24 protein-coding genes are annotated in these 24194 nt (G+C 69.6%); 17 read left to right on the top strand and 7 right to left on the bottom strand.

Annotated elements, in window-relative coordinates:
* Nucleotides 1-47: 47 nt before the first annotated feature.
* The gene (locus tag OCU_RS42070) at nt 48-317 is read left to right on the top strand and encodes a DUF2277 domain-containing protein (protein ID WP_008258698.1); all 270 of its coding nucleotides are present in this window, start codon (nt 48-50) and stop codon (nt 315-317) included.
* Nucleotides 314-874: a DUF1802 family protein gene (locus tag OCU_RS42065; RefSeq protein WP_014380654.1), complete on the top strand. Its 561-nt coding sequence runs from the start codon at nt 314-316 to the stop codon at nt 872-874. Before OCU_RS42070 ends, OCU_RS42065 begins: the two co-directional genes overlap by 4 nt.
* On the opposite strand, the gene OCU_RS42060 is transcribed toward OCU_RS42065, so the two are convergent.
* Nucleotides 833-2554 (bottom strand): CocE/NonD family hydrolase, encoded by a 1722-nt coding sequence (locus OCU_RS42060; protein WP_014380653.1) that lies wholly within the window; start codon nt 2552-2554, stop codon nt 833-835. The genes OCU_RS42065 and OCU_RS42060 overlap by 42 nt on opposite strands.
* A 1-nt stretch (nt 2555) precedes the next feature.
* Nucleotides 2556-3146: a DUF3558 domain-containing protein gene (locus tag OCU_RS42055; RefSeq protein WP_014380652.1), complete on the bottom strand. Its 591-nt coding sequence runs from the start codon at nt 3144-3146 to the stop codon at nt 2556-2558.
* Nucleotides 3147-3293: 147 nt separating this feature from the next.
* On the opposite strand from OCU_RS42055, the gene OCU_RS42050 reads away from it, so the two are divergent.
* The 5 genes from OCU_RS42050 to OCU_RS42030 all read left to right on the top strand — a co-directional run bounded on the left by OCU_RS42050 (nt 3294) and on the right by OCU_RS42030 (nt 8433).
* The gene (locus OCU_RS42050; protein ID WP_014380651.1) at nt 3294-4271 is read left to right on the top strand and encodes a metallophosphoesterase family protein; all 978 of its coding nucleotides are present in this window, start codon (nt 3294-3296) and stop codon (nt 4269-4271) included.
* On the top strand, nt 4268-4951 hold the full coding sequence (pptT, locus tag OCU_RS42045) for a 4'-phosphopantetheinyl transferase PptT (RefSeq protein ID WP_008258687.1): 684 nt from the start codon (nt 4268-4270) through the stop codon (nt 4949-4951). The genes OCU_RS42050 and pptT overlap by 4 nt, the downstream gene beginning before the upstream one ends.
* Complete coding sequence (gene truB, locus OCU_RS42040; protein ID WP_014380650.1) at nt 4948-5853, top strand: tRNA pseudouridine(55) synthase TruB; 906 nt, start codon at nt 4948-4950, stop codon at nt 5851-5853. Before pptT ends, truB begins: the two co-directional genes overlap by 4 nt.
* 137 nt (nt 5854-5990) lie before the next feature.
* Complete coding sequence (locus tag OCU_RS42035) at nt 5991-7181, top strand: lipid-transfer protein (RefSeq protein WP_009955346.1); 1191 nt, start codon at nt 5991-5993, stop codon at nt 7179-7181.
* Nucleotides 7182-7188: 7 nt separating this feature from the next.
* Nucleotides 7189-8433 carry an acyl-CoA dehydrogenase family protein gene (locus OCU_RS42030; RefSeq protein ID WP_014380648.1) on the top strand — a complete coding sequence of 415 codons (1245 nt, stop codon included), beginning with the start codon at nt 7189-7191 and terminating at the stop codon, nt 8431-8433.
* Between the two features lies 1 nt (nt 8434).
* Here the strand turns inward: OCU_RS42030 and mntR are convergent, their stop codons facing one another.
* Nucleotides 8435-9127, bottom strand: coding sequence for a manganese-binding transcriptional regulator MntR (mntR, locus tag OCU_RS42025; RefSeq protein WP_009955351.1), 693 nt, complete (start codon nt 9125-9127; stop codon nt 8435-8437).
* A gap of 113 nt (nt 9128-9240) precedes the next feature.
* On the opposite strand from mntR, the gene OCU_RS42020 reads away from it, so the two are divergent.
* The gene (locus OCU_RS42020; protein ID WP_009955352.1) at nt 9241-10218 is read left to right on the top strand and encodes a bifunctional riboflavin kinase/FAD synthetase; all 978 of its coding nucleotides are present in this window, start codon (nt 9241-9243) and stop codon (nt 10216-10218) included.
* Between the two features lie 13 nt (nt 10219-10231).
* Here the strand turns inward: OCU_RS42020 and OCU_RS42015 are convergent, their stop codons facing one another.
* Both OCU_RS42015 and OCU_RS42010 read right to left on the bottom strand, forming a co-directional pair.
* Nucleotides 10232-10717 carry an SRPBCC family protein gene (locus tag OCU_RS42015; protein ID WP_014385417.1) on the bottom strand — a complete coding sequence of 162 codons (486 nt, stop codon included), beginning with the start codon at nt 10715-10717 and terminating at the stop codon, nt 10232-10234.
* Nucleotides 10718-10720: 3 nt separating this feature from the next.
* A complete protein-coding gene (locus tag OCU_RS42010) occupies nt 10721-11062 on the bottom strand; it encodes an ArsR/SmtB family transcription factor (protein WP_009955354.1) in 342 nt (113 codons plus the stop codon).
* 169 nt (nt 11063-11231) lie between these two features.
* On the opposite strand from OCU_RS42010, the gene rpsO reads away from it, so the two are divergent.
* The 4 genes from rpsO to OCU_RS41990 all read left to right on the top strand — a co-directional run bounded on the left by rpsO (nt 11232) and on the right by OCU_RS41990 (nt 16586).
* Nucleotides 11232-11501, top strand: a complete 270-nt coding sequence (rpsO, locus tag OCU_RS42005) for a 30S ribosomal protein S15 (RefSeq protein WP_003878661.1) — start codon at nt 11232-11234, stop codon at nt 11499-11501.
* Between the two features lie 389 nt (nt 11502-11890).
* The gene (locus tag OCU_RS42000) at nt 11891-14152 is read left to right on the top strand and encodes a polyribonucleotide nucleotidyltransferase (RefSeq protein WP_014380645.1); all 2262 of its coding nucleotides are present in this window, start codon (nt 11891-11893) and stop codon (nt 14150-14152) included.
* Nucleotides 14139-15500, top strand: a complete 1362-nt coding sequence (locus OCU_RS41995) for a M16 family metallopeptidase (RefSeq protein WP_014380644.1) — start codon at nt 14139-14141, stop codon at nt 15498-15500. The genes OCU_RS42000 and OCU_RS41995 overlap by 14 nt, the downstream gene beginning before the upstream one ends.
* A 60-nt stretch (nt 15501-15560) precedes the next feature.
* The gene (locus OCU_RS41990; RefSeq protein ID WP_014380643.1) at nt 15561-16586 is read left to right on the top strand and encodes a nitronate monooxygenase; all 1026 of its coding nucleotides are present in this window, start codon (nt 15561-15563) and stop codon (nt 16584-16586) included.
* Between the two features lie 12 nt (nt 16587-16598).
* On the opposite strand, the gene ald is transcribed toward OCU_RS41990, so the two are convergent.
* Nucleotides 16599-17714, bottom strand: coding sequence for an alanine dehydrogenase (ald, locus tag OCU_RS41985; protein WP_014380642.1), 1116 nt, complete (start codon nt 17712-17714; stop codon nt 16599-16601).
* A gap of 98 nt (nt 17715-17812) precedes the next feature.
* Here ald and OCU_RS41980 point away from each other — a divergent pair, with 98 nt between their 5' ends.
* The 5 genes from OCU_RS41980 to OCU_RS41960 all read left to right on the top strand — a co-directional run bounded on the left by OCU_RS41980 (nt 17813) and on the right by OCU_RS41960 (nt 23605).
* On the top strand, nt 17813-18274 hold the full coding sequence (locus OCU_RS41980) for an SRPBCC family protein (protein WP_009952942.1): 462 nt from the start codon (nt 17813-17815) through the stop codon (nt 18272-18274).
* A 22-nt stretch (nt 18275-18296) separates the two neighbouring features.
* Entirely contained in the window at nt 18297-19754 is a 1458-nt protein-coding gene (locus tag OCU_RS41975; RefSeq protein ID WP_014380641.1) for a flavin-containing monooxygenase, read from the top strand.
* A gap of 102 nt (nt 19755-19856) precedes the next feature.
* A complete protein-coding gene (locus OCU_RS41970) occupies nt 19857-20765 on the top strand; it encodes a metal-dependent hydrolase (protein WP_014380640.1) in 909 nt (302 codons plus the stop codon).
* Between the two features lie 3 nt (nt 20766-20768).
* The gene (locus OCU_RS41965; RefSeq protein ID WP_014380639.1) at nt 20769-22520 is read left to right on the top strand and encodes an SDR family oxidoreductase; all 1752 of its coding nucleotides are present in this window, start codon (nt 20769-20771) and stop codon (nt 22518-22520) included.
* An 8-nt stretch (nt 22521-22528) separates the two neighbouring features.
* Nucleotides 22529-23605 (top strand): PDR/VanB family oxidoreductase, encoded by a 1077-nt coding sequence (locus OCU_RS41960; RefSeq protein WP_014380638.1) that lies wholly within the window; start codon nt 22529-22531, stop codon nt 23603-23605.
* Between the two features lie 5 nt (nt 23606-23610).
* On the opposite strand, the gene OCU_RS41955 is transcribed toward OCU_RS41960, so the two are convergent.
* The gene (locus OCU_RS41955) at nt 23611-24186 is read right to left on the bottom strand and encodes a hypothetical protein (RefSeq protein ID WP_009952948.1); all 576 of its coding nucleotides are present in this window, start codon (nt 24184-24186) and stop codon (nt 23611-23613) included.
* Between the last annotated feature and the right edge of the window lie 8 nt (nt 24187-24194).

The following is a 24194-nucleotide window of genomic DNA, read 5'->3' as shown; positions in this document are numbered from 1 at the left end:
GTTGCGACCGGAGGCGGTACGGCGGGGCAGCGCTTATCGTGGGGACCATGTGCCGGAACATCACTGAACTGCGGGGTCTTCAGCCGGCGGCCACCGCGGAGGAAATCGCCGCGGCGGCTCGCCAGTACGTGCGCAAGGTCAGCGGCATCACCCACCCGTCGGCCGTCAACGCCGAGGCGTTCGAGCAGGCGGTCGCCGAGGTCACCGAGACGACGACCCGGCTGCTCGGGCGGCTGGCCCCGCGGCGTCAGCCGCCCAAGACGGTGCCGCCGTTGCGCCGGCCCGAGGTGGTGGCCCGGTTGGCGGGTGCGACATGACGGTGACCGCCACGATGCCCGCGCTCAAAGAGTGGAGCGCCGCGGTCCACGCCCTGCTCGACGGCCGCCAACGGGTGCTGCTGCGCAAGGGGGGCATCGGGGAGAAGCGGTTCGACCTTGCCGCCCGCGAATTCCTGTTGTTCCCGACGGTCGCGCACAGCCACGCCGAGCGGGTGCGCACCGAACATCGAGACCTGCTCGAACCCGCCGCCGCCGACAGCACCGACGACGAGCTGGTGATCCGCGCCGCCGCGAAAGTCGTTGCGGCGGTGGCTGTTGAGCGGCCCGACGGCCTGGCGGCCATCGAGGACCTGCACATCTGGACGCCCGAGTCGGTGCGTGCCGACCGGCTCGATTTTCGCCCCAAGCACAAGCTGGCCGTGCTGGTGGTGTCGGTGATCCCGTTGGCCGACCCGGCGCGCATCGCCCGGACGCCCGAATACGCCGGCTGCAAGAGCTGGGTGGAGCTGCCGGTGCACGCACCGTTGGCGGCGCCGGTGCACGACGATCCCGCGCTAGACGCCGTCGCCGCCCGCGTCCGCGACGCCGTCGGCTGACAACTCCGCCGGGCCGACGGGCAACACCAGCCGGGAGCGTCCGTAGCGCACGCTGTGGGTGACCGGCGTGGCGCGCCGGGCGGTCAGCACCGGTTCGTCGCCGCCGAGGTTGTGCGCGTAGCGCGGGGACCAACTGCCGGCGATCAGAACCCGGATGCGTGACCCGGCGCGGAACCGGTGGGCGATGCCGTCGAGGTCGAGGCGAACGACCTTCTCCGACTTCGTCTTCGCCGCGGTGGCCAACCGGCGGTAGGCCTCGCTCACGTTGCGCGACCGGCCCTTCGGATCGACCTCACTCACCCGCACGAACAGGTCGACGTGCGGATTGTCGGCGCCGTGTGCGAGCTCGACGACCGGGGTTCCGTAGGCGTACAGGTCCTGGGTGAGGGTGGCGCTGGTGAACGCCAGCACGTCGGCGCGCGACGCGAGCCGGCCGTCGTCGCGGTAACCGCCGTTGGCGGACAGCATCGGGCCGCCGATGGTGGGTGTCGGATCGGCCGGGTCGTAGCGAAACGTGGCCGGGGACAGCCCTTTCAGCGTCGGGGCGGTCTCACCCAGGTAGCCACCGGGCCGCAGGTACAGCGCGCGCTCGGTGGTGACGGGCGGCCACGCGGGCAGGCTGCGCCACCCTTGGCCCCGACCCACGCCGGTGACGTAGACCCGGACCGGGGCGGGCCGGCGGGCGGGGGCCCCGCCCAGGTGGGTGCCCAGCCAATCCAGCGTCTCCCGGGCGCAGGTGGCGAGCCCGGTGGTGAGCAGCTGGGTGTGCGTCCACGGGCCGACGGTGAGCGCGACATCGACTCCCCGGCCGTGCAGATGCGCGTACTGCCGCAGCGTCTGCCTGATGAAGAGGTCCTGCCAGCCGCCGATGAGCAGCACGGGCACCTGCACCCGGTCCAGCGCCTCGTTGCAGCGCAACGCATTCCAGAAGGGATCGCAGGGATCGCTGTGTTCGGCCCACGATTCGAACCAAGGTGCGCCCGTGCCGAGCAGGGCCCGGGCGGCGTCGCCCAGTGGCGTCGCGGCCGCGGCCCGCGGCACCTTGCGGCGGGTCTGCAACTGGCGCAGCGCGGCGCGGGCGCGCACCGCGTCCTCCTGGTGCGCCACCATGTCGCTCCAGCCCAGGAAGTCGTTGACCGCGAACGACCCTGTGCCCCAAGTCGATTCGTTGAAGTCGTGCGGTCCCACCGCGATCACCGCGGTGGACAGTTCCGGCGGGGGATCCTGCAACAGGGCCCACTGCGTGAATCCCAGGTACGACATGCCGATGGTGGCGAAGCGGCCGGTGAACCAGGGCTGCTCACGCAGCCATGCGACGGTGTCGGCGCCGTCGGCGATCTCGTCGGCCATCGGCTCGAAAACCCCGCCGGACCCGAACGTTCCGCGCACGCTCTGCAGCACCACGTGGTAGCCGCGCGCCGCGTACAGCGCGCCGAATATCAGGGTGAACGGGAATCCGCGTCCGTAGGGACTGCGGATCAGCAGGGTGCCGACGGGGGTGGCGGGCGTGTAATGGTCGGCCACCAAGGCGACCCCGTCGCGCATCGGCACGCGCACGCGCTCCACGGTGTAGTCGGTGGTCGCCGGCGGCAGACCCAGCAACCGGCCAAGGGCCTTGCCGCCCAAGTGATTCAGGGTGTGCAGGGTCGGCTGCGCGGGACGGATCGAGGTGATGCTCACCCTAGAACTTGTAATACGGAGCGAGGTCGTTGGCGCGCTGCAGGTTGGTCTGCATGCAATCGACCTCGGGGTCGGAGTAGACGGTCGAGTAGTACAGCGCCTGCTGCAGCACCCCGTAACTGGTCTTGAACACGACCATGCAGGAGTAGAACCAGTAGCTGTTGTGATAGGTCGGCTTGAGCACCCAGTACTGCGCGGCGCGGTGGCCCGCGATCGTCGTCTCGACGGCGTCGGCGGGCAGCGAGGCCTCGTAGGTGCGCCAGATGATCGGCTCGACGGCCACCTGATAGTTGCCGGCGTCGAAGTGGCAGCGCAGCCCGTCCTCGTGCTCGGGCGGCGTGAATCCCAGCCCGAGGCGCTGGACGACGTCGAACGGGATGTCCTCGCACGCGTCGAACGGGCGCGGATCGGTGGTCGCCACGATCGGGCTCTTCATCGTGGTTTCCATCGGCTGGGCGGTCGACCGCAGCTCGACCGGGCGATCGCCGCCACCCGGTAGAGAAGGGGAACCGGACAACACGCCCACCGTGCCCCCGATGGCCGCTGTGAGCAGCGCACCGAGCGCCCCCATCAGACGAACATTGGCGAACACGACACCCCCTGACGCCGCAGCGGTCCTTTCGGGGGAGTGTACAAGTCGCGCGCTCGAGGTCACAGGCAAAGGTGAACTTGTTCTAGTTCACCCGCCGGCCGGGCGCGAAAACAGATCGCCCGGCCCGAGTCGTTAGGGTGGTTATTCGTGGCTGGGCATAGATCGGGGCAGGACTCGACCAACGGTGGGCAACCGACGCTGTGGGCGGTGTCCGACCTGCACACCGGTCACCTCGGCAACAAGCCGGTCACCGAATCGCTGCATCCGTCGTCGCCGGACGACTGGCTGATCGTCGCCGGCGACGTCGCCGAGCGCACCGACGAGATTCGCTGGGCCCTTGACCTGCTACGACGGCGGTTCGCCAAGGTGATCTGGGTGCCCGGCAACCACGAGCTGTGGACCACCACCCGCGACCCCGTGCAGGTCTTCGGCAAGGCGCGCTACGACTACCTGGTCAACATGTGCGACGAGATGGGTGTGATCACGCCGGAGCATCCGTTCCCGGTCTGGACCGAGCGCGGCGGTCCGGCCACGATCGTGCCGATGTTCCTGCTCTACGACTACAGCTTCTTGCCCGAGGGGGCCACGAGCAAAGCCGAGGGGCTGACCATCGCGCGGGACCGCAACGTGGTGGCCACCGACGAGTTCCTGCTCTCCCCGGAGCCGTATCCCACCCGCGAGGCGTGGTGCCGCGAGCGTCTGGAGATCACCCGTGCCCGCCTCGAAGAGCTGGACTGGATGACGCCGACCGTTCTGGTGAACCACTTCCCGTTGGTCCGCGATCCCTGCGACGCGCTGTTCTACCCGGAGTTCTCGCTGTGGTGCGGAACCACCAAGACCGCCGACTGGCACACCCGCTACAACGCCGTCTGCTCGGTCTACGGTCACCTGCACATCCCGCGCACCACCTGGTATGACGACGTGCGCTTCGAGGAGGTGTCGGTGGGCTATCCGCGGGAGTGGCGGCGCCGCAAGCCGCCCAGCTGGCTGCGCCAGGTGCTGCCGGATCCCCAGTACGCGCCCGGTGACCTCAACGACTTCGGCGGCCACTTCGAGATCACCCCCGAGATGCGACAGCAGGCCACGCAGTTCCGGGAACGGTTGCGGCAGCGGCAATCACGATGACGGGGGAGCACACGCTGGTGTCCTCCGTGTTGCCGGCCACCGACGGCCTGGCCTACTCGGAGGTGTATTCCGATCCGCCCGATCTCGCCCCGCTGCCCGAAGAGGAGCCGTTGATCGCGAGATCGGTGGCCAAGCGGCGCAACGAGTTCATCACCGTCCGGCACTGCGCCCGCATCGCGCTGGGCGAGCTCGGCCTGCCGCCGGTGCCGATCCTCAAGGGCGAGAAGGGAGAACCCTGCTGGCCCGACGGCGTGGTCGGCAGCCTCACCCACTGCACGGGGTACCGCGGCGCGGTGGTGGGCCGCACCGACGCGCTGCGCTCGGTGGGGATCGACGCCGAACCGCACGACGTGTTGCCCGACGGCGTGCTCAACGCGATCAGCCTGCCGGCCGAACGCACCGAGATCCCCGCCCACCTGTCGGGGGATCTGCATTGGGACCGAATCCTGTTCTGCGCCAAGGAGGCGACGTACAAGGCGTGGTTCCCGCTGACCAAGCGGTGGCTGGGCTTCGAGGACGCCCACATCACGTTCGAGTCCGACGGCCCCGGCGCGGCGACGGGCCGGTTCGTCTCGCGGATCCTGATCGATCCGGCGGCGCTGTCCGGTCCGCCGCTGACGGAGCTGGCGGGCCGCTGGTCGGTCGAGCGCGGGCTGGTGCTGACCGCCATCGTCCTATGAGCGGTCCGGGCATCGTCGTCGTCGACAAGCCGCCGGCGATGACCAGCCACGACGTGGTGGGCCGCTGCCGCCGGATCTTCTCCACCCGGCGGGTGGGGCACGCGGGGACCCTGGACCCGATGGCCACGGGGGTGCTGGTGATCGGCGTCGAGCGCGCCACCAAGATCCTCGGCCTGCTGTCGGCTTCTTCGAAGTCGTACGCGGCCACCATCCGCCTGGGCCAGAGCACGTCGACCGACGACGCCGAGGGCGAGCCGGTGCACAGCGTCCCGGCCGGGCACCTGACCGCCGAGGCGATCGAGACCGCCGTCGAGGGGCTGCGGGGTGACATCGCGCAGGTGCCCTCGACCGTCAGCGCCATCAAGGTGGGCGGCAAGCGCGCCTACCGCCTGGCCCGCGAGGGCCACGCCGTCGAGCTCGAGGCCCGCCCGGTGCGCATCGACCGGTTCGACGTGCGCGACATTCGCCCCGGACCGCACGGCCTGGACGTGCTCGACGTCGACGTCGAGGTCGATTGCTCGTCGGGAACCTACATCCGTGCGCTGGCCCGCGATCTGGGTGCCGCGCTGGGAGTGGGCGGGCACCTGACGGCGTTGCGCCGCACCCGGGCCGGCCGCTTCGGGCTGGACCAGGCGTATTCGCTCGACGAGCTCGCCGAGCGGCCGCGGCTGAGCTACAGCCTCGACGAGGCCTGCCTGCTGATCTTCCCGCGCCGCGAGTTGTCCGCCGGGGAGGCCGACGCCGCCGCCAACGGCCGGTCCCTGCCGGCGGCCGGGATCGACGGCGTCTACGCCGCCTGTGACCCCGACGGCCGGGTGGTTGCGCTGTTGCGCGACGAGGGGGCGCGGACCAAGTCGGTGGTGGTGGTCCGCCCGGCGACGATGCAGTCCGGAACGGACTGAGGAGGAGGCGGGCCATCGATCCCGCCCGGCGACGCTCTAGGACGCGCTAACGGGTCCCGGCCGAGCGGTTGGTTGGGCTACGTTGCAGACTGGGGTATCCAGGCGGCCCACGGGAAGGGACAACGATGTCCAACAAGATGTCCAACAAGGTTTACGTCATCGGCGTCGGCATGACGAAATTCGAGAAGCCGGGTCGCCGCGAGGGCTGGGACTACCCCGACATGGCGCGCGAGTCGGGGACCAACGCGCTGGCCGACGCAGGCATCGCCTACCACGAGGTGCAGCAGGGCTACGTCGGCTACGTCGCCGGGGATTCGACGTCCGGGCAGCGCGCGCTCTACGAGCTCGGCATGACGGGTATCCCGGTGGTCAACGTCAACAACAACTGCTCCACCGGCTCCACCGCGCTCTTCCTGGCCGCGCAGGCGATCCGCGGCGGCATCGTCGACTGCGCGATCGCGCTGGGTTTCGAGAAGATGCAGCCCGGTTCGCTGGGCGGCGGAGCTCAGGACCGCGAATCGCCGATGGGCAAGCACGTCAAGGCGATGGCCGCGATCGACGAGTTCGCGATGCCCGTCGCGCCGTGGATGTTCGGCGCCGCCGGCCGCGAGCACATGAAGCAATACGGCTCCACCGCAGAGCATTTCGCCAAGATCGGCTATAAGAATCACAAGCACTCGGTGAACAACCCGTTCGCGCAGTTCCAGGAGTCCTACACGCTCGAGGACATCCTGGCGGCGCGGATGATCTCCGACCCGCTGACCAAGCTGCAGTGCTCGCCGACCTCCGACGGTTCGGGCGCGGCCATCCTGGCCTCGGAGAGCTTCGTCGACAGCCACGGGCTGGCGGGCCAGGCCGTCGAGATCGTCGGTCAGGCCATGACCACCGACTTCGCCTCGACGTTCGACGGGAGCGCCAAGAACCTCATCGGCTACGACATGAATGTGCAAGCCGCACAACAGGTCTACGACCAGTCCGGGCTGGGTCCGCAGGACTTCCAGGTGATCGAACTGCACGACTGCTTCTCGGCCAACGAGCTGCTGCTCTACGAGGCGCTGGGCCTGTGTGGGCCGGGTGAGGCGCCCAAGCTGATCGACAACAACGACACCACCTACGGCGGCCGCTGGGTGGTCAACCCCTCCGGTGGCCTGATCTCCAAGGGGCATCCCTTGGGCGCGACCGGGCTGGCGCAGTGCGCGGAACTGACCTGGCAGCTGCGCGGGACGGCCGAGGCGCGTCAGGTCGACAACGTCAGCGCCGCACTGCAACACAACATCGGACTGGGCGGCGCCGCCGTCGTCACCGCCTACCAGCGCGCCGAACGCTAAGGGCGCCATGATCGAGTGGTCCGACACCGACCTGATGGTCCGCGACGCCGTTCGGCAGTTCGTCGACAAGGAGATCCGCCCGCATCTCGACGAATTGGAAACCGGCACGATGTCGCCCTATCCGATCGCGCGCAAGCTGTTCAGCCAGTTCGGCCTCGACGCCATGGCCGCCGAATCGGTCAAGAAGATGCTGGACCGGGAGCGCTCGGGAGAGCGTCAAAGCGACGGCGAGGCAAGCGGTTTCGGCGGCGGAGCCCAGGGATCGATGATCGCGGTGCTGGTCTCCGAGATCGCCCGGGTCAGCATCGGGTTGCTGAGCACCGCGTCGGTGAGCCTCGGTCTGGGCGCGGCGACCATCATGAGCCGCGGCACGCTGGCCCAAAAGGAGCGCTGGCTGCCCGAGCTGATGACGCTGGAAAAGATTGCGGCGTGGGCCATCACCGAGCCGGACTCGGGCTCGGACGCGTTCGGCGGCATGAAGACCTACGTCAAACGCGACGGTGCCGATTACATCCTCAACGGGCAGAAGACGTTCATCACCAACGGGCCCTGCGCCGACGTCCTGGTCGTGTACGCCAAACTCGACGAGGGCGACGCCGGCCCGACGAAGGTGGACAAGCGCAACCGCCCGGTGCTGGTGTTCGTGCTCGACGCCGGCATGCCGGGCCTGACGCAGGGCAAGCCGTTCAAGAAGATGGGCATGATGTCCTCGCCGACCGGCGAGCTGTTCTTCGACAACGTGCGGCTGAGCCCGGACCGGCTGCTCGGCGAGAGCGAACAGCACACCGACGGCGACGGCCGCGACAGCGCGCGCGCCAACTTCGCTGCCGAGCGGATCGGGATCGCCATGATGGCCCTGGGCATCATCGACGAATGCCACCGGCTGTGCGTCGACTACGCGAAGAGCCGCACGCTGTGGGGCAAGAACATCGGGCAGTTCCAGCTGATCCAGCTCAAGCTGGCCAAGATGGAAATCGCGCGAATGAACGTGCAGAACATGGTCTTTCACACCATCGAGCGCCAACAGGCCGGTAAACCGCTGACGCTGGCCGAGGCGTCGGCGATCAAGCTGTACTCGTCGGAGGCGGCGACCGAGGTGGCCATGGAGGCCGTGCAACTGTTCGGCGGCAACGGATATATGGCCGAGTACCGGGTGGAGCAGCTGGCCCGCGACGCCAAGTCGCTGATGATCTACGCCGGCAGCAACGAGGTGCAGGTCACCCACATCGCCAAGGGATTGCTGGCCGACTGAGCTAGGCGGTCACCCAGATCGCCCGCGCGGCCGGGCTGCCCAGGTCGACGGTCGTCTCGTCGCCGTCGCCGGATTCGATCGCCACCGAGATCATGCCCGCGAACTCGCGGCGGGTCAGCACCCGCAGCCGGGAGTCGAGGTTGATGCCCACGTCGGTGAAATAGCGCAGCATCTCGGGGTCGGCGTCGGAGATGCGGGCCACCGTCCCGGCGTCGCCGTCGCCGCACGCCCACAGCTGGCGCGCCGGCGGGGTGGGCACCTGCCCGTCGGTGGCGGGGATGGGGTCGCCGTGCGGATCGCGCTGCGGGAATCCCAGCTTGGCGTCGATGCGGGAAACCAGACGATCCGACACCGCGTGCTCGAGCACCTCGGCCTCGTCGTGCACCTCGTCCCACGCGTAGCCCAGCTCGTTGACCAGGAAGGTCTCCAGCAGCCGGTGCCGGCGCACCATCTCGAGCGCCGCGCGCCGTCCGGCCTCGGTCAGCGTCACCGCGCCGTACTTCTCGTGGTCGACGAGGCCCTGCTCGGCGAGTTTGCGGATCGACTCCGAGGCCGTGCTGGCCGACACCCCGATCTTCTCGGCCAGCATCTTCGTGCTGACCTTGTCGGGGGACCACTCCTGGGCATTCCAGATCGCCTTGAGGTAGTCCTGGCCGACCGCGGTGAGACCGCCACGCTCTTCGTCAGCACTCACAACGACAAAGTTTAGGCAACCCCATCCAAATCCGGCGTGTTCCCCGCCAGCCTGGCGGGTGTCGGGCCCTCTGGATCTCCCGGCCGGGCACTCGGCGCCGTAGGCTTGCGGTCGTGCAGCGGTGGCGCGGCCAAGACGAGATTCCCACGGACTGGGGCAGGTGTGTGCTCACCATCGGTGTGTTCGATGGTGTGCATCGCGGGCACGCGGAGCTGATCGCGCATGCGGTGAAAGCGGGGCGGGCGCGCAGCGTGCCGACGGTGTTGATGACGTTCGACCCGCACCCGATGGAAGTGGTCTATCCCGGCAGCCATCCGGCCCAGTTGACGACGCTGACGCGGCGCGCCGAGCTGGTCGAGGAGCTGGGCATCGACGTCTTCTTGGTGATGCCGTTCACCACCGACTTCATGAAACTCACGCCGGACCGCTACGTGCACGAGCTGCTGGTGGAGAACCTGCACGTGGTCGAGGTCGTCGTGGGGGAGAACTTCACCTTCGGCAAGAAGGCGACCGGCAACGTCGAGACCCTGCGGCGCGCCGGCGATCGATTCGGGTTCGCCGTGGAGTCGATGTCGCTGCTCTCCGAGCACCACAGCAACGAGACCGTCACGTTCTCGTCCACCTACATCCGGTCCTGCGTGGACGCCGGCGACGTGGTGGCGGCCACCGAGGCCCTGGGTCGCCCGCACCGGGTCGAGGGCGTGGTGGTGCGGGGTCACGGCCGCGGCGCCGAACTGGGCTTCCCGACCGCGAACGTGGCGCCGCCGATGTATTCGGCCATCCCGGCCGACGGCGTGTACGCCGCGTGGTTCACCGTCCTCGGCCACGGCCCGGTGACCGGCACCGTCATCCCGGGCGAGCGTTACCAGGCCGCGGTCTCCGTCGGCACCAACCCGACCTTCTCGGGGCGCACCCGCACCGTCGAGGCGTTCGTCCTGGACACCGACGCCGACCTGTACGGGCAGCACGTGGCGCTGGATTTCGTCGGCCGCATCCGTGGGCAGCACAAGTTCGACTCCGTCGAGGAACTCATCGTCGCGATGGGCGAGGACACCGAACGGGCCCGCACCATCCTGTCGACGCAGGACTGATCCACCGCTGTTTTCAGGAAGCGACCAGGTCGTCGATCTGGTTGATGGCCGACGATGAGCCCTCGACCACCCCCATGTCCAGCACCTGCTGCAGCGCCTCGGCGGACTCGAAGGCGCTCACGTAGGTCGCGCGAGTGCCGCCGTCGTGCTCGGTGAAGGTGTAGACGTTCCTCGAGACCGGCAGTCCGGGGTTCGGGTTGAAGTCCAGGTCGGCGAAGCCGTCGAGGAACGAGAAGCTCGTCGGCTCGTCGACGGCCGTGATCTCCCAATATCCGGCGTATTTCTCGCCGTCCGGACCGGTCATGAAGTACGTCGTGCGACCTCCGGGCGTCAGGCTGTGGTCGACGACGGTCGCCGGATGGGACGGCGGCCCCCACACCTTCTCCAGTTGACGCGGGTCGGCGTAGACCTGCCAGATCCGGTGCACCGGCGCGGCGAAGTCCGCGGTGATGGTCAGCGTCAGGTTGTCGGGATCGTGCTCGACGCCGGTCACGGGCATGGTTCAGTCCTCCTTGGTTGAGTCGGATGAGATGAGTTCGTCGATGCGTGCGATCCGGTCGCGCCAGAGGAGTTCCAACTCGGCGAGCATCGAGGCCACCGACCGCACGGCGGTCACGTCACCGCTGGCCAGCTGCTCTCGACCGCTGCGTCGTTTGGTGATCAGGCCGGCCTTCTCGAGCACGACGACGTGCTTCTGCACCGCGGCGAAGCTCATGTCGTACTTGCGGGCGAGCGTGGAAACCGATTGTTCCCCGGCCAGCGTCCGTCGCATGATGTCGCGCCGGGTTCGGTCGGCGAGCGCGTGGAACAGGGCGTCCACCCGGTCCTCTTCGTCCACGTCCACCCGGCAAACATACAACCAAATGGTTGTATGTTGTCAAGTGTGCGGCGCTGGCCTGCGATTTCGGCGAACATCGCGGCCGCTGATAGACTCGCCCCCCGATACGGAGTGTGCTGCAGTCCGCGGCGGCCACGACCGAAATTTTCGCGGCACCGATTGATGGAGATAGTTCGTGGCGCTGACAGCCGAGCAGAAAAAAGAAATCCTGGGCACCTACGGCCTGCATGACACCGACACCGGTTCCCCGGAGGCGCAGGTCGCGCTGCTGACCAAGCGGATCGCCGACCTGACCGAGCACCTCAAGGTGCACAAGCACGACCACCACTCGCGGCGCGGCCTGTTGCTGCTGGTCGGGCGCCGTCGCCGGCTGCTCAAATACGTCGCCCAGATCGACGTGGAGCGCTACCGCTCGCTGGTCGAGCGCCTCGGCCTGCGCCGCTGACGCCGCCGTCACCGGGGCTATGACGCCCGCCCGATCCCGCGCGATGCTGGCGGGGCGGGCCCGCCCGTGTAGAGTAAGGACGTTCTGGGCCGGTTCGGCCCGAGCAAAACGGTGCGGCCACGCAGATCCGCGTGCGCCGTTCCAGCGTGTCACTACGCACCTTCGAGGGAGCAGCCCAGTCTGCATCGGGCGGTCTTCGGTAGTGGCTGCCGGGCTCTCCGGATCTGGGGCTTCTCGGCCGCTTCGATCGATGGCCGTAGCCGCATTCAGACTGGCTCTTCGGGATAGCTCCCAGGGTGACTCGCAGGCCCCAACGGGTGCTGCGGACCCTCTCCAGGTTGCGCGTGACGACGCGAAACAGCCGAATAAGAGAGGCCGTACGGACGTCCATGTCTGTCGCTGAAATTGAAGAGGGCGTGTTCGAGGCGACCGCCACCATCGACAACGGGAGCTTCGGCACCCGCACCATCCGTTTCGAGACCGGCCGGCTGGCCCAGCAGGCCGCCGGCGCCGTGGTCGCGTACCTGGATGACGAAAACATGCTGTTGTCGGCGACCACCGCCAGCAAGAGCCCCAAGGAGCACTTCGACTTCTTCCCGCTGACCGTCGACGTCGAGGAGCGGATGTACGCCGCCGGTCGCATCCCCGGCTCGTTCTTCCGCCGCGAGGGCCGTCCCTCCACCGACGCGATCCTGACCTGCCGGCTCATCGACCGCCCGCTGCGCCCGTCGTTCGTCAGCGGACTGCGCAACGAGATCCAGGTCGTGGTCACGGTCATGAGCCTGGACCCCAACGACCTGTACGACGTGCTGGCGATCAACGCCGCGTCGGCCTCCACCCAGCTGAGCGGGCTGCCGTTCTCGGGTCCGATCGGGGGCGTGCGGGTCGCGCTCATCGACGGCCAGTGGGTGGCGTTCCCGACCGTCGAGCAGCTCGAGCGGGCGGTGTTCGACATGGTGGTGGCCGGCCGCATAGTCGGCGGCGGCGCCGCCGAAAAAGACATAGCGATCATGATGGTCGAGGCGGAGGCCACCGAGAACGTCATCGAGCTCGTCGAGGGCGGCGCCCAGGCGCCGACGGAAACCGTTGTGGCCGAAGGGCTCGAGGCCGCCAAGCCGTTCATCGCCACCCTGTGCACCGCGCAGGAGGAGCTGGCCGGGGCGGCCGCCAAGCCGGTCGGCGAGTTCCCGACGTTCCCGGACTACCAGGAAGACGTCTACTACTCGGTCGCCTCGGTGGCCACCGACGAGCTGGCCAAGGCGCTGACCATCGGCGGCAAGGCCGAGCGCGACGCGCGCACCGACGAGCTGAAAGCCGAGGTGCTCGCACGCCTCGCCGAAACCTACGAGGGCCGCGAGAAAGAGGTCAGCGCCGCGTTCCGCTCGCTGACCAAGAAGCTGGTGCGCCAGCGCATCCTCACCGATCACTTCCGCATCGACGGCCGCGGCATCACCGACATCCGCGCGCTCTCGGCCGAGGTCGCCGTGGTGCCCCGCGCGCACGGCAGCGCGCTCTTCCAGCGCGGTGAGACCCAGATCCTGGGGGTGACCACGCTCGACATGGTCAAGATGGCCCAGCAGATCGACTCGCTGGGGCCGGAAACCTCCAAGCGCTACATGCACCACTACAACTTCCCGCCGTTCTCCACCGGCGAGACCGGCCGGGTGGGTTCGCCCAAGCGGCGCGAGATCGGGCACGGCGCGCTCGCCGAGCGGGCCCTGATCCCGGTGCTGCCCGGCGTCGAGGATTTCCCGTACGCCATCCGCCAGGTCTCCGAGGCGCTGGGCTCCAACGGCTCGACGTCGATGGGGTCGGTCTGTGCGTCCACCCTGTCGCTGCTGAACGCCGGTGTGCCGCTGAAGGCGCCGGTGGCCGGCATCGCGATGGGCCTGGTCTCCGACGACGTCGAGATCGACGGTCGCACCGAGCGGCGGTTCGTCACGCTGACCGACATCCTGGGCGCCGAGGACGCGTTCGGCGACATGGACTTCAAGTGCGCCGGCACCAAGGACTTCGTCACCGCGCTGCAGCTGGACACCAAGCTCGACGGCATCCCGTCGCAGGTCCTGGCGGGCGCCCTGGGCCAGGCCAAAGACGCGCGCCTGACGATCCTCGAGGTCATGGCCGAGGCCATCGACGCGCCCGACGAGATGAGCCCGTATGCCCCGCGGGTCACCACCATCAAGGTTCCGGTGGACAAGATCGGTGAGGTCATCGGCCCCAAGGGCAAGGTGATCAACGGCATCACCGAGGAGACCGGCGCGCAGATCTCCATCGAGGACGACGGCACCGTGTTCGTCGGCGCCACCGACGGGCCCTCGGCGCAGGCCGCGATCGACCGGATCAACGCCATCGCCAACCCGCAGCTGCCGACGGTCGGCGAACGTTTCCTCGGAACCGTGGTCAAGACAACGGATTTCGGCGCCTTCGTCTCGCTGCTGCCCGGTCGCGACGGCCTGGTGCACATCTCCAAGCTCGGCAAGGGCAAGCGCATCGCGAAGGTCGAGGACGTGGTGAACGTCGGCGACAAGCTGCGCGTCGAAATCGCCGACATCGACAAGCGCGGCAAGATCTCGCTGGTGCTGGTGGAGGACGACAACTCGGCGCCCGCCGATGCCCCGGCGGCCGCCCCTGCCGATGCCGCGAGCTGATTCGGGAAAGCGAGCAGCTGACCCCGCGCTGCGGCGGGGTAACCACACGGCCGCGGCGGACCCGCACGCCGCACTGCGGCGCACGACGCTGCCGGGCGGCTTGCGGGTGGTCACCGAATACCTGCCGGCGGTGCGTTCCGCCTCGGTCGGGGTGTGGGTCGGGGTCGGCTCGCGCGACGAGGGTGCCACCGTCGCCGGCGCGGCCCACTTCCTCGAGCACCTGCTGTTCAAGTCGACCCCCAGCCGCACCGCGGTGGACATCGCCCAGGCGATGGACGCCGTCGGGGGAGAGCTGAACGCGTTCACCGCCAAGGAGCACACCTGCTACTACGCGCACGTGCTCGACAGCGACCTGGCGCTGGCCGTCGACCTGGTCGCCGACGTGGTGCTCAACGGCCGCTGCGCCGCCGAGGACGTCGAACTGGAACGCGACGTGGTCCTCGAGGAGATCGCGATGCGCGACGACGACCCCGAGGACGCGCTCGGGGACATGTTCTTGGGCGCGCTGTTCGGCGACCACCCGGTGGGCCGGCCCGTCATCGGCACCGCGCGGTCGGTGACGTCGATGACGCGTAGCCAGCTGCACTCGTTTCACGTCCGGCGCTACACGCCCGAACGCATGGTGGTGGCGGTGGCCGGCAACGTCGACCACGACGAGGTGGTCGCGCTGGTGCGCGAGCACTTCGGCCCGCATCTGGTCCGCGGGCGCGCACCCATCGCGCCGCGCAAGGGCGCCGGGCGGGTCAACGGCCGGCCCGGGCTGGCGCTGGGCCACCGGGACGCCGAGCAGACGCACGTGTCGCTGGGGGTGCGCACGCCCGGCCGCGGCTGGCAGCACCGCTGGGCGCTGTCGGTGCTCAACACCGCGCTGGGCGGCGGCCTGAGTTCTCGGCTCTTCCAAGAGGTCCGGGAGCTGCGCGGGCTGGCCTACTCGGTGTACTCGACGGTGGACATCTTCGCCGACAGCGGCGCGCTGTCCGTGTACGCGGCCTGCCAGCCCGAACGTTTCGCCGAGGTCATGGAGGTGACCGGTGCGGTCCTCGACGCCGTCGCGCGCGACGGCATCACCGAGGCGGAGTGCCGGATCGCCAAGGGCTCGCTGCGCGGCGGCCTGGTCCTCGGCCTGGAGGACTCGGGCTCGCGGATGAGCCGCCTGGGCCGCAGCGAGCTCAACTACGGCAAGCACCGCAGCATCGAGCACACCCTGCGGCAGATCGACCAGGTGACCGTCGATGAGGTCAACGCCGTCGCCCGCCGGCTGCTCGGGCAGCGCTACGGCGCCGCGGTTCTCGGCCCCTATGCCGCCAAACGGTCACTGCCCCAACAACTTCGGGCGATGGTAGGCTAGCTCGAATGTCCGCCTCCTCACTCGCGCCCCCTCGGCGCTCGCCGTCGGCGGACTAGCCGAATGGTACTGGGCTTTTGGGACATCGCGGTGCCCATCGTGGGTGCCCCGATGGCCGGCGGGCCCGGGACTCCCGCGCTGGCCGCGGCGGTGTCCAACGCCGGTGGGCTCGGTTTCGTCCCCGGCGGGTACCTCACCGCCGAGCGGTTCGCCGACGACATCGCCGCCGCGCGCAAGGCCACCACCGGCCCGCTGGGCGTGAATCTGTTTGTGCCCCAGCCCAGTGTGGCCGACTGGGTGGCCCTGGACTACTACGCGGCCGAACTCGAAGAGATCGCCGATCACTACCAGGTGGAGGTCGGTCACCCGCGTTACGGCGACGACGACGGGTGGGAACAGAAGCTCGAGGTGGTCGCCGACGTCCGGCCCGAGCTGGTGTCGTTCACCTTCGGCGTCCCGCCGCCCGACGTGATCCAGCGCCTCGGCGCGCTGGGCCTGCTGGTGATGGTCACGGTGACCTCGGCGTACGAGGCCGGGGTGGCCGTCGCGGCCGGCGCCGACAGCCTGGTGGTCCAGGGTCCCGCCGCGGGCGGGCACCGCGGCACGTTCGCGCCCGACATGGAACCCGCCAACGAGTCGCTGCACCAGCTCATCGACCGCATCCGCAACACCCATGACATCCCGATCATCGCCGCCGGCGGGCTGGGCACCGCCGACGAGATCGGCGCCGCCCTGCGCCGGGGAGCGGTGGCCGCGCAGGTCGGCACCGCGCTGCTGCTCGCCGACGAGGCCGGCACCAACCCCGCCCACCGCACCGCCCTGAAGAACCCGCTCTTCGCGACCACCGTTGTGACACGGGCCTTCTCGGGCCGCTACGCGCGCGGGCTGGAAAACGACTTCACCCGCATGCTCGACCACGTGGCGCCGCTGGGCTACCCCGAGGTCAACCAGATGACATCGCCCATCCGGGAAGCCGCCGCCGCCCTCGAGGACCCGAACGGGATACCGCTGTGGGCCGGGGCGGCCTTCAAGCACGCCAGCGCCGGCCCCGCGGCCGACATCATCGCCGGCCTCGTGGCCACCGATTAGCCGATTAGCCGATTAGCCCAGCACGCCGGCGGGGTCGGTGCACGGTAGCCCGAGATCGGCGGCCACCTGCTCGGACAGCAGCGCGCCGTCGTGCGTCGAAAGGCCTTTGGCCAGAGCATGATCCGATCGGCACGCCGCACGCCAGCCGCGCTCGGCGAGCGCGAGCACATACGGCATGGTCGCGTTCGTCAGCGCCACCGTCGACGTCTTGGGCACCGCGCTGGGCATGTTGGCCACGCAGTAGAACAGCGTGTCGTGCACGGCGAAGGTCGGGTCGTCGTGCGTGGTCGGCCGCGAGTCCTCGAAGCAGCCGCCCTGGTCGATCGAGATGTCGACCAGCACCGCGCCCGGTTTCATCTGCGCGACAAGGGAATTCGAGACCAGGCTGGGGGCCTTGGCGCCGGGGCGCAGCACCGCGCCGATCACCAGGTCTGCGCGCTTGACGGTGCCCTCCAAGTCGTAGGCCGACGAGTACCGGGTGCGGACCTGCCCGCCGAACTCGGCGTCGAGCAACCGCAGCTTGTTGATGTTGACGTCGAGCACCGACACCATCGCCCCCATGCCGTTCGCGACGCGGGCCGCGTTGTAGCCCGCGGTACCCGCCCCGATCACGACGACGTCGGCCGGCTTGACGCCCGGCACGCCGCCCATCAGCACGCCGCGCCCGCCGTGGGTGCGCATCAGGTGATACGCCCCCACCTGAGCGGACAGCCGGCCCGCCACCTCGCTCATCGGCGCCAGCAACGGCAGTGTGCCGTCGGCGGTTTGGACCGTCTCGTACGCGATCGACGTCGTTCCGGACGCCAGCAAGGCCTCGGTGCACGCGCGCGAGGCGGCCAGATGCAGGTAGGTGAACAGAATCTGGTTGCGCCGCAACAGCTCATACTCGGCGGGCACGGGTTCTTTGACTTTGAGCAGCAGGTCGGCGTCGCCCCAAACCTGTTCGGCCGTATCGGCGAGTTGCGCGCCCGCCGCCTTGAACTCGGAGTCGGCGATCGCCGATCCCTCGCCGGCGCCGGTCTGGACGAGCACGTCGTGTCCGCGGCGGACCAACTCGGCGACACCGGCGGGGGTGATGGCCACGCGAAACTCGTTCGTCTTGGTCTCGGTCGGTACGCCGACTCGCATGATCGCCCCTCGTTCGCGCAGTCACTTTCGATTGTGAAGAAACTTCACAGGGCCCGCAATCGATGTGCATCGCATCGCCCGCTGGCTATGATCGGCGGATGACCGCCCCGTGCGTTTCGGCCACCGTGCAGATCGACGCCCGCCCCGACGTGGTGTACCGGCTCATCACCCACCTGCCCACCCTGGCTTCGCTGGCCGAGGAGGCGGTGGCGATGCAGTGGCGCAAGGGTGAGGCGGTCGCCCCGGGCGCGGTTTTCGCGGGCCACAACGAGAACCGCGGCCGGCGCTGGAGCACCAGATGCACCGTCACCGACGCCGAACCGGGCCGCCGCTTCGCCTTCGACGTGCGCTACAGCATCCTTCCCGTCGCCCGCTGGCAGTACGACATCGTCGCGGCGGACGGCGGCTGCGAGGTCACCGAGAGCACCTGGGACCGCCGGCCCGGGTGGTTCCGCAAGGTCGCCGGCAAGGCCACCGGCGTCAGCGATCGGGTGGCCGCCAACACCGAGCACATCCGGCTCACCCTGCAGCGCCTCAAGCAGCGCGCCGAAACCGAGTAGCCGAAGAGCCGCGGGAGTTCCGATGACGCGACGCGATCCCGCCGTAGCGGTCGTCGGAGCGGGCATGTCCGGGCTGTGCGTCGCAATTGCGTTGCTGCGCAGCGGCATTACCGATGTGACGATCTTCGAAAAGGCTGACGAGGTGGGCGGCACCTGGCGCGACAACACCTATCCGGGCCTGACCTGCGACATACCGTCCCGGGTCTACCAGTACACGTTCGCCACCAACCCGCACTGGTCGCACATGTTCTCACCGGGCGGTGAAATCCAGGACTACTTCCGGAAAATCGCGGACCGGTTCGGCCTGCGGGACCGCATCCGGTTCGGCACCGAAATCACCGACGCCCGTTTCGAGAACGGGCGCTGGTCCCTGCGCACCGCCGCCGGAGAACAGTGCGCGGCGGACTTTTTGATCACGGCCACCGGCGTGTTGCACCATCCCCGGATGCCGTCGATCGCCGGCCTGGACGACTTCGGCGGCCACGTCTTTCACTCGGCGCGCTGGGACCATTCCGTCGAGCTGGCCGGCCGGCGGATCGCGATCGTCGGCAACGGGTCCACGGGGGTGCAACTCGTCTGCGGCCTGGCCGGCGTGGCGGGCAGGGTCATGTTGTTCCAGCGCACGGCGCAGTGGGTGCTCAAGCTGCCCAACCCCCGCTACACCCGGTTGACCGGCATCACCCGCAACCGGTTTCCGTGGCTGGACCGGGGGGCGTACCGCGGCTACAGCATGGTGTTCGACCTCTTCGCGGTGGGGCTGACCAAGCCCGGCGTGCGCCGAAAGATCATGGGCGCGCTGTGCCGCGCCAGCCTCCGCGAGGTCCGCGACCCCGAACTGCGCCGGGCGCTGACCCCCGACTACACGCCGATGTGCAAACGGCTGGTGATGTCGGGCGGCTTCTACCGCGCAATGCAGCGCGACGACGTCGACCTGGTCACCGCCGGCATCGACCACGTGGAGCGGCGCGGCATCGTGACCGACGACGGCGTCCTGCACGACGTCGACATCATCGTGCTCGCCACCGGCTTCGACACCCACGCGTTCTTTCGGCCGATGCGGCTGATCGGCCGCGACGGCATCGCCGCCGACGACGTGTGGCGCGACGGGCCGCGTGCCTATCAGACCGTCGCGATGCCGGGTTTCCCCAACTTCTTCATGATGCTGGGGCCGCACAGCCCGGTCGGCAACCTGGCGCTCACGACCGTCGCCGAATCGCAGGCCGATCACATCCTGGGGTGGATCCAGCGTTGGCGCCGAGGGGAATTCGACACCGTCGAACCGACACGCTCGGCGACCGACAGCTTCAACGCCCGGCTGCGGGCCGCGATGCCGAACACCGTGTGGACCACCGGCTGTGACAGCTGGTATCTCAACAAGGACGGGGTGCCCGAGGTGTGGCCGTTCACCCCGGCCGCGCATCGCGCCATGCTGGCCAACACCGATCCGGGATCCTACGACCTGCGCCCGGTCGCGCCCTAGACACCGGCCGGGACAAAACCCGGTACCGCCGGTTCCGCATACTTGGTTGCGCAACTATACTGGCAGCGCGCGGCGTCGGAAACGCCGAGGTAGGGGGCAATAATGCTGACCGTTGACGACCAGGCGGCGGGTCCGCACGACGCGTCGCTCGACCACGAACGGCTGGTCCTCGAGGCGCGCGACGTGCACTTCGATTGGGCGGCACTGCCGTTCCATTACGTGCCCGGCGAGCCGTTCTCCACCCACGTCCTCAACGTGCTGCACCTGCTGCTGCCCGCGGGCGAGGAGTTCTTCGTCGACGTGTTCAAGAAGACCCTGCCGCTGATCAAAGACGATCAGCTGCGGCTCGACGTCCAGGGATTCATCGGGCAGGAGGCGGTGCACTCCCAGGCGCACGCCGGCGTGCTCGCCCACTTCGCCGCGCGGGGCATCGACCTGACCCCCTATACCGGCCAGATCAAGTGGCTGTTCGACAAGCTGCTCGGCCCGCGGCCCCACTGGAGCGAGCGCCGCCAGCACAGCTGGCTGCTCGAGCAGGTGTCCGTGGTCTCCGCCATCGAGCACTACACCGCCATCCTGGGCGAGTGGATCCTGAATTCGCCGGCCCACGACGCGATCGGCACCGATCCGGTGATGCTGGACATGCTGCGCTGGCACGGCGCCGAGGAAGTCGAACACAAGGCGGTGGCCTTCGACACCATGAAGCATCTGCGGGCCGGCCACTGGCGGCAGGTCCGCGCCCAGCTGGTCGTGTCGCCCGCCATGCTGCTGTTGTGGATTCGCGGCGTGCGGTTCCTGTACTCGCTGGATCCCTACCTGCCGCCGGGCGCCAAGCCGCGCTGGCGGGACTACTTCGCCGCCGCGCGCCGCGGATTGGTGCCCGGGCCACTGCGATTCGTGCGCGCGATCGGGAACTACTACCGCCCGGGCTTCCACCCCTCGCAGCTCGGCGGGCTGGGACTGGCCGTGGACTACCTGGCCGTCTCACCGGCCGCGCGGGCCTCGCACTGACCGATGGGCACCACGTCTCGCATCACCGCCAGCGACGGCGTCACGCTGGCCGTGCACCGCTACACCGACATCGACCCGGCGCGCCCGACCATCCTGGCGATCCACGGCTTCCCGGACAACCACCACGTGTGGGACGGCGTCGCCGGCGAGCTGGCCGGCCGACCCTACAACTTCGTCGCCTACGACGTGCGCGGGGCCGGTGAATCATCTTCTCCCGCAGAGCCTTCCGGGTACCGGTTCGCGCAGCTCGTCTCCGACATCGAGGCGGTCATCGACAGCCTGGGCGTCGAGCGGGTCCACCTGCTGGGCCACGACTGGGGCTCGATCCAGGCCTGGGCGGCGGTCACCGACGACTCGGTGATGCCCAGGGTGGCCTCGTTCACGTCGATCTCGGGCCCGCACCTGCAGTACGCGGGGGCGTTTCTGCGGTCCGCGCGCACCCCACGGGCCGTGGCCCAGGTCGCCAGGCAGCTGATCTCCTCGGGCTACATCGGCTTCTTCTTGTGCCCGGGGGTGCCCGAGCTGTCGTTTCGCTCGCACGTCGGCGTGAAAGTCATTGAGGCCCTTGAGCGCATCGGCCGCTCCAGCACCCGCAGCCAGCGCCACGACACCAGGCGGTCGCTCACCGATTATGTCAACGGGCTCAACCTGTACCGGCAGAACATGCCCGCGCCCATGCTGGCGCCGGGCCCGCAACTCCCCGAGACCTCCGTCGCGGTCCAGACGGTGGTTCCGCGGCGGGACGTCTTCGTCACCCCCGCACTGCAGCGCTTCACCGGCGCAATTCCTCAGGGCGCCAGGGTGATCGCGATCGAGGGCGGGCACTGGGTGGTGACCTCGCGCCCCGACGTCGTCGCCCGGCTGACCGCCGAGTGGGTCGACCGGACCGTCGCCGGTGCGCCCCCCGCGGTCGAGTCGCGCGGCGAACGGGGAGAGGTGCGCGGCAAGCTCGCCCTGGTCACCGGCGCCGGTGCCGGGATCGGCAGGGCCACCGCGGTGGAGCTGGCCCGGCGCGGCGCCCGCAAAATCGTGCTGGCCGACCGCGATCGGACGGCCGCCGACGAGACCGCCGACGCGGTCCGCGCCGCGTGCGCCGAGGCCGCGGTCTACCAGGTCGACGTCAGCGACGAGGCCGCGATGAACGACCTTGCCACACAAGTGCGTAACGAGCACGGTGTGGTCGACATCCTGGTGAACAACGCCGGCATCGGGATGGCGGGCCGCTTCCTGGAGACCAGCTCGGCGAATTGGGAAAACATCATGGGGGTCAACGTCGGCGGCGTCATCTCCGGCAGCCGGGCGTTCGGTGCGCAGATGGTCGAGCGCGGCGAGGGCGGAACGATCATCAACGTGGCCTCGGCCGCGGCCTTCCTGCCGTCGAAGTCGATGGTCGCCTACAGCACCACCAAGGCGGCGGTGCTGGCGCTCAGCGAATCGTTGCGCGCCGACTTCGCCGACGAGGGCATCAGCGTCACCGCGGTGTGCCCGGGCTTCGTCAACACCAACATCGCCAAGAGCACCATCTACGCCGGGATGAGCGCCGAGCAGCAGGAGCGGGCGCGGGGCAAGGCCGACGCCGCCTACCGGCGCCGCAACTTCACCCCCGAGGCGACCGCCAAGGCGATCGTGAAGGCCGTCAAGACCGGACCGGCGGTGCTGCCGATCGCCGCCGAATCCAGGATCGGCTACGCGATGCGACGCATCAGCCCGGGGGCGGTCCGGCTGTTCGCGCGGTTGGACATTCGGCAGACCTAGGGGGACCGGTGCCGGAAAGCATTTGGGCCAGCAGGCCCGCCGACCTGTACGGCCGGCGCGCCCACGACCGCTTCGGGTCGTTGCTGTGGGGTGTGCGGGCGGTGTTCGAGGGATTCGCCTCGGTGTCGCGGTGGGAACCCTCGCGGGTGAAGCCGGTGCAGCGCACGCTGACCGCGGTCGTGACCCAACGCGAGCTCGTCGCGCCCGATGTCGTCGCGCTGACGTTGGCCGACCCCGACGGCGGGCTGCTTCCCTCCTGGACGCCCGGCGGGCACATCGACGTCCTGTTGCCCTCCGGCCGGCGCCGGCAGTACTCGCTGTGCGGTCCGCCCGGGCGGCGCACCGACTACCGCATCGCGGTGCGCCGCATCGCCGGCGGCGGCGGCGGATCCATCGAGATGCACGAGGCTTTCGGCGTGGGCGACACGTGCGAATTCGAAGGCCCGCGCAACGCGTTCTATCTCGGCACCGCCGAGCGCGACGTGTTGTTCGTCATCGGCGGCATCGGCGTGACCCCCATCCTGCCGATGATCCGCGCGGCCGCGCAGCGCGGGATCGATTGGCGCGCAATCTATACCGGGCGCAGCCGCGAGTACATGCCTCTGCTCGACGAGGTGGTGTCGGTGGACCCGGACCGGGTGACGGTGTGGGCAGACGACGAGCACGGCCGCTTCCCGAGCGTGGCGGAACTGCTGGCCGGCGCCGGCCCGGCGACCGCCGTCTACGTGTGCGGCCCGAGCGCCATGCTCGAGGCCGTGCGGATCGCCCGCGACCAATATGCCGGGGCGCCACTGCATTACGAGCGGTTCAGCCCGGCGCCCGTTGTCGACGGGGTTCCGTTCGAACTCGAGCTCGCGCGCTCCCGGCGGGTGCTCGCGGTGCCGGCCAACCGCACGGCGCTGGACGTCATGCTGGACCGCGACCCGACGACGCCCTACTCGTGCCGGCAGGGGTTCTGCGGCACGTGCCGGGTCAAAGTGCTTGCCGGGCAGGTGGATCACCGCGGCCGTGCCTCGCCCGGGGACGACGGCATGCTGGTGTGCGTGTCGCGGGCCGGCGGCGATCGGGTGGTCATCGACGCCTGAGCCGGTTACGGCCGGGACGGCTCCAGGTAGGCGGCCAGCGCGTTGGTCAGGCCCCGGCGCGCCATGTCGAGGTCGGCGTAGGAGCCCAGCTGGCGCTCGGACACCAGGCCACGCATCGCGCCGGGGATCAGGGCGGCCACCTCGCGGACCCGGTCGGGGTCGACGGCCAGACCGGCGAAGGCCTGCTGGCAGGTCTCCAGCCAGCTCTTGCCCCAGGAAAACAGCTCGGCGGCCGTGCGCGGATAGAGGCGTTCGAGCTCGTCGGGATCGCGGGGCAACGCCGCGCGCAGGTTCTCGATCGCGCGCGAATCGGCCGATGCCAGGCCGGTGTAGAGGGTGTCGATGATGGCGCCGACGCGTTCGCGCAGCGGGGCGTCCGGCGAGATCGGGGCCGACAGCGTCGAGAACGTCGCGGCGCGGCGTTCGGCGGTGCGGTGCAGCACCGCGGCCCAGAACCCGTCGGTGTCGCCGAACTGGTACTGCACCGCGCCCCAGGTGGCGCCGATGTCCTTGGCGATGCGGTTGGCCGATACCGAGCCCGGCTCGCCGGAGGCCAGCGAGCGCAGCGCGGCCTCGAGCATGCTTTCGC

The sequence above is a fragment of the Mycobacterium intracellulare ATCC 13950 genome (assembly GCF_000277125.1).
Lineage (GTDB): Bacteria > Actinomycetota > Actinomycetes > Mycobacteriales > Mycobacteriaceae > Mycobacterium > Mycobacterium intracellulare.
This window is presented reverse-complemented; position numbering and strand designations above follow the sequence as displayed.

Bases quoted from the DNA above. Each gene is read 5' to 3' on its own strand.
- OCU_RS42070 (WP_008258698.1), top strand. From the start codon at position 48: ATGTGCCGGAACATCACTGAACTGCGGGGTCTTCAGCCGGCGGCCACC.
- OCU_RS42065 (WP_014380654.1), top strand. From the start codon at position 314: ATGACGGTGACCGCCACGATGCCCGCGCTCAAAGAGTGGAGCGCCGCG.
- pptT (WP_008258687.1), top strand. From the start codon at position 4,268: ATGACGGGGGAGCACACGCTGGTGTCCTCCGTGTTGCCGGCCACCGAC.
- truB (WP_014380650.1), top strand. From the start codon at position 4,948: ATGAGCGGTCCGGGCATCGTCGTCGTCGACAAGCCGCCGGCGATGACC.
- OCU_RS42035 (WP_009955346.1), top strand. From the start codon at position 5,991: ATGTCCAACAAGGTTTACGTCATCGGCGTCGGCATGACGAAATTCGAG.
- OCU_RS42030 (WP_014380648.1), top strand. From the start codon at position 7,189: ATGATCGAGTGGTCCGACACCGACCTGATGGTCCGCGACGCCGTTCGG.
- OCU_RS42015 (WP_014385417.1), bottom strand. From the start codon at position 10,717: ATGCCCGTGACCGGCGTCGAGCACGATCCCGACAACCTGACGCTGACC.
- OCU_RS42000 (WP_014380645.1), top strand. From the start codon at position 11,891: ATGTCTGTCGCTGAAATTGAAGAGGGCGTGTTCGAGGCGACCGCCACC.
- OCU_RS41995 (WP_014380644.1), top strand. From the start codon at position 14,139: ATGCCGCGAGCTGATTCGGGAAAGCGAGCAGCTGACCCCGCGCTGCGG.
- OCU_RS41990 (WP_014380643.1), top strand. From the start codon at position 15,561: ATGGTACTGGGCTTTTGGGACATCGCGGTGCCCATCGTGGGTGCCCCG.
- ald (WP_014380642.1), bottom strand. From the start codon at position 17,714: ATGCGAGTCGGCGTACCGACCGAGACCAAGACGAACGAGTTTCGCGTG.
- OCU_RS41980 (WP_009952942.1), top strand. From the start codon at position 17,813: ATGACCGCCCCGTGCGTTTCGGCCACCGTGCAGATCGACGCCCGCCCC.
- OCU_RS41975 (WP_014380641.1), top strand. From the start codon at position 18,297: ATGACGCGACGCGATCCCGCCGTAGCGGTCGTCGGAGCGGGCATGTCC.
- OCU_RS41970 (WP_014380640.1), top strand. From the start codon at position 19,857: ATGCTGACCGTTGACGACCAGGCGGCGGGTCCGCACGACGCGTCGCTC.
- OCU_RS41965 (WP_014380639.1), top strand. From the start codon at position 20,769: ATGGGCACCACGTCTCGCATCACCGCCAGCGACGGCGTCACGCTGGCC.
- OCU_RS41955 (WP_009952948.1), bottom strand. From the start codon at position 24,186: ATGCTCGAGGCCGCGCTGCGCTCGCTGGCCTCCGGCGAGCCGGGCTCG.